Raw genomic sequence first — 2,864 nt, forward strand, 5'->3', positions numbered from 1 at the left:
GCACGGGACATCGGGGCGCCCAGCTGGACGTGGTCGAACGCAACGTAGTCCGTGTGACTGTCCACGAGCACCCGGACCTGGATTTGCTGGCCCGAGTCGATCAGTCCGGAACTGGCGGCCGCCGCCGTCGCCGTGTAGACCAGTTGCTGGACGGCACGGACAGCCATGTCGGCGTCGAGATTGCTGTTGAACGCGTCCTCGGAGAGGTCCACGGTGATCACGTTCTTGCCCGAGATGGACGATGCCAGTTTTTCCGGGTTCTGCCAGGGAGTGAAAAAATCCGGGTCCAGCGGTTTCTCGGACATCATGGCGCGCAGGGCACGTGTCACAGGATTTTCCTGTTCCGGCACGTCGCGGAATTCCCGGTAAAGGAAAACGTTGCCGTTGCTCCGGCCAAGCCAATAGACCGGAGCCTTGTTCGAGGACTGCGTGGTCTCCAGCGGGGCGCTGGTGGACGGGACGCCGGGCGAGCCGGCTGCGGCGGCAGTGGAGTTTCCCGGCAGGGTGGCTTCGGAGCCGGGCTCGGCGATGCAGCCGCTGAGCAAAAGGAGGGCAGCAAGGGAACCCATAACTGCGCGCAGACGGAACCGTCGCGCGGTACGTCCGGCAGTAAGGGTCATCGCTGTGTCCGGCACTCTGGTGGCCCTGTCCTTCCTGAAAGTGAATAGTGAGGCGTGGGCCCCCTGAGCCGGTCCCCGGACGGCTTTGATTTCCAGCATGGCATAGAGGGTTCTGCCACAAGACCGGAAGCGGGTGCCGGAGCCCAACTGCAACGGGAACGATATGAGCCCGATATGAAGTTGATACCTAATGACGCCAATGCAGTTCCGAATCGCAGGCCCAGCCGCCTGTCCGGAGGGCATCGTGGGCTCCGCCAGGGAGTGGCTGCTGGCGTAAGATGGAAGGAATCCGTTGGCTCCTGCGTACTCGGCAACAGCCGCTCAAGCAGCCGCCGCCGGCATAAACATTCGAACTGGAGGGGACCACGGGCCTGCGGGCCAGCACCATGACTGAATCAGCGAACGGAAAGCGCCGGCTGAACACCGACCGCGCCGCCGGAGAATTCCCCCATTCACTTCCCGGTGTCCGGACGGAGGTGGTTCTCTTCGATAACTCCGATCAGATGGTCCAATCCCTCGGCAGTCATGATGAGGCCCTGCGTTTCATCGAAGAACAGTTCCCCTCCGTCAACTTCCATGTCCGGGGGAACGAGCTGTCCATCAGCGGTCCGGCCACGGAAGTGCCCCGCATCATGCGCCTGCTGCACGAGGTCCGCGGCCTGGTAGCCCGCGGCACGGTCATCAGCCCCGCCGTTCTACAGCAGCTGGTGGCCTTGCTGCGCAGCCAGTCCCTGCAGAATCCTGTGGACATCCTGACTCATGACATCCTTTCGAGCCGTGGCAGGACCATCAGGCCCAAAACCCTCAACCAGAAGAACTACGTTGACGCGATTGACGCGAACACCGTCATCTTCGGAATCGGCCCCGCAGGTACCGGCAAGACCTACCTGGCCATGGCCAAAGCGGTCCAGGCATTGCAGCAGAAGGAAGTCAGCCGGATCATCCTGACCAGGCCCGCCGTTGAAGCGGGTGAGCGGCTGGGCTTCCTGCCCGGCACTCTCAGCGACAAAATCGATCCCTACCTGCGTCCGCTGTACGATGCACTCCACGACATGATGGATCCCGAATCCATCCCGCGGCTGATGGCCGCCGGCACCATCGAAGTGGCACCTCTCGCGTACATGCGCGGGCGCACCCTCAATGACGCCTTCATCATCCTGGACGAGGCACAGAACACCACGCCTGAGCAGATGAAGATGTTCCTGACCAGGCTGGGCTTCGGTTCCAAAATGGTTGTCACCGGCGACGTCACCCAAGTGGACCTGCCCTTCGGGACCCGCTCCGGGCTGCGCATTGTGGAAGAAATCCTGCAGGGCATCGACGACGTAAACTTCACGGTCCTGGACTCAACGGATGTGGTCCGCCACCGCCTCGTGGGTGACATTGTCCGCGCCTACAGCCTGTGGGATGACGTCCAGCGGAACAAAGTCAAGCATTCGGTCAGTCGCGAAAAACGGGGGGAACACGCATGAGCATCGAGGTGAACAACGAGTCGGGCGTCCAGGTGGACGAGGCAGAGCTCGTGGCCCTGTCCAGGTACATCTTCGAGCAGCTGTACATCCATCCCCAGGCTGAACTGTCGATCCTCCTGGTGGACGAACCTGCCATGGAAAAGCTTCACATTGAACTGATGGACGAGCCAGGCTCCACCGACGTCCTTTCGGTACCGATGGATGAACTGACACCCGGCACGCCGGACCGTCCCACTCCGCAGGGGATGCTGGGGGACATTGCCGTGTGCCCCCAGGTGGCCCAGGCCCAGGCTAAGAACGCCGGCCATTCCCTGCAGGATGAGATGTTGCTCCTGACCACCCACGGGATTCTCCACCTCCTCGGGTATGACCACGCCGAGGCCGAGGAGAAGGAAGAGATGTTCGGCCTCCAGCGCCAGTTGCTTTCAGGATTCACCGGCAAAGACGCACCCGCCGAGACCACGCAGTGACGCCACTGCTCCTTGTTGGCATGGCCCTGGCATTCCTCAGTACGGCGGCACTCCTGACCGCGGCTGAAGCCGCCTTTACTTTCCTTCCCCGGCACGACGCCGAAGACGCACTCCTGAAGAGCCGCGGCAGCGCCATGAAGCGCATTCTCGCCCAGCCGGTAGCCCACATCCGGGCGCTGCGGTTCTGGCGGGTCTGGTTCGAGATGGCGTCCGCAGTTGCCGTGGCGGTCCTGCTGCACAGCCTGCTGGACAACGTGTGGCTTGCAGGCCTGGCGGCTACAGGCATCATGGCGTTGCTGGGG

General features: G+C 62.7%; 3 protein-coding genes and 1 pseudogene. 3 read left to right on the plus strand and 1 reads right to left on the minus strand.

The window, feature by feature from the left end; all coding sequences use genetic code 11:
• A partial coding sequence (locus tag DBR22_RS05225) for a GerMN domain-containing protein (protein ID WP_146187396.1) occupies positions 1 to 620 on the minus strand: 620 nt, incomplete at its 3' end.
• 386 nt (positions 621 to 1,006) lie between these two features.
• Here DBR22_RS05225 and DBR22_RS05230 point away from each other — a divergent pair.
• The 3 genes and pseudogenes from DBR22_RS05230 to DBR22_RS24335 form a co-directional block, all read left to right on the plus strand.
• Entirely contained in the window at positions 1,007 to 2,092 is a 1,086-nt protein-coding gene (locus tag DBR22_RS05230; protein ID WP_108598105.1) for a PhoH family protein, read from the plus strand.
• The gene (gene ybeY, locus DBR22_RS05235; RefSeq protein WP_108598106.1) at positions 2,089 to 2,562 is read left to right on the plus strand and encodes an rRNA maturation RNase YbeY; all 474 of its coding nucleotides are present in this window, start codon (positions 2,089 to 2,091) and stop codon (positions 2,560 to 2,562) included. The genes DBR22_RS05230 and ybeY overlap by 4 nt, the downstream gene beginning before the upstream one ends.
• Positions 2,559 to 2,864 (plus strand): annotated as a pseudogene (locus tag DBR22_RS24335) (hemolysin family protein); the annotation flags it as partial. The gene ybeY and the pseudogene DBR22_RS24335, both read left to right, overlap by 4 nt.

The sequence above is a fragment of the Arthrobacter sp. HMWF013 genome, assembly GCF_003061105.1.
Taxonomy (GTDB): domain Bacteria; phylum Actinomycetota; class Actinomycetes; order Actinomycetales; family Micrococcaceae; genus Arthrobacter.

What these genes read in the sequence shown, in the direction of transcription:
- DBR22_RS05230 (WP_108598105.1), top strand. Translation starts at nt 1,007, where the DNA reads ATGACTGAATCAGCGAACGGAAAGCGCCGGCTGAACACCGACCGCGCC.
- ybeY (WP_108598106.1), top strand. Translation starts at nt 2,089, where the DNA reads ATGAGCATCGAGGTGAACAACGAGTCGGGCGTCCAGGTGGACGAGGCA.